This window comes from Citrobacter sp. Igbk 14, assembly GCF_028069825.1.
In the GTDB taxonomy this organism is placed as follows: Bacteria; Pseudomonadota; Gammaproteobacteria; order Enterobacterales; family Enterobacteriaceae; genus Citrobacter.
The window spans coordinates 1-924 of record NZ_JANEWM010000147.1 but is presented as its reverse complement, the minus strand read 5'-3'; the positions used below and the strand labels follow the sequence as shown (position 1 = coordinate 924).

General features: G+C 39.1%; 1 protein-coding gene. It reads right to left on the bottom strand.

Features of this window, described 5'->3' with window-relative positions:
- Positions 1 to 836: PAAR domain-containing protein (locus NNN64_RS22830; RefSeq protein ID WP_271442883.1), on the bottom strand; the 836-nt coding region annotated here is incomplete at its 3' end.
- Positions 837 to 924: the final 88 nt, after the last annotated feature.

The following is a 924-nucleotide window of genomic DNA, read 5'->3' as shown; positions in this document are numbered from 1 at the left end:
TCTTTATATAATTCCTGAATTTCAATTAATATTTGTTTTATTTCTTCGAGATAACTTTTACCTATCTCACTAATATATCCAAAACCATCTCCAGCATTTCCTAAATAATTACCGAAAAGTTGATATGAAAATGCATCCACGGCGCCTCTGTTATCATGCAATAACTTTGCATCCTGCAAGGTAAGTGGGGCCAGAGCTTTATCAATTCGATCTCGTGCTTTTTGTAATGCTTCAATCTGATGCTGATCTTGTTTTTCAGGATCTACAACAATCAGAATTGAACCAGGTTGTTTTTTTATATCAGGATTCAGTTTGTGATATAGCTCTCTCGTACCATCGGGGGGATTAACAAAAATATACGGTTCATATGTTGATGGTTTAGCCTCATAGGGTAATACACAAAATCCTGCATCTACAGCCTCACGAGGCGGTTTATCCTCTTCAGCTTCAGCCGGACAATATGGCCTATGTGCCATCGTGAACGGTTTTGGTGCGTTCTGCGGCGTTACAGAGATCACTCTGTTTGTGACTGGTTTAGGTGTGGAGAGAACTTCACTCTCATAGAAATAACTGACATTTGAAATTGAGTTAATAAATCGGCATTTGCAAGGGCATGTGCCAACGCTATGTGCTGTTCCGGCAGCCTGAACACCATGTATAAAATAACCTGGTTGCCCTCCTGCTATGTGGTAGAGTTTTTTATCTTTACCACAGATATAGCTATCGCCATGTCGTGCCGTTGGCTGTCCGTCGAGTATATGATTAGTACAACCTGTTAAAATAGTACCACCGCAGGTTGTTTTATCTCCCACTCTTAAAAAATAGGCAATTCCCATACAAGTCTCATTTTAATAAAGTTAAATTTTCCGGATTACAAAAAATCCAGTCATTTTCCCATGTTGCCATATAAACACAATCTTCGAT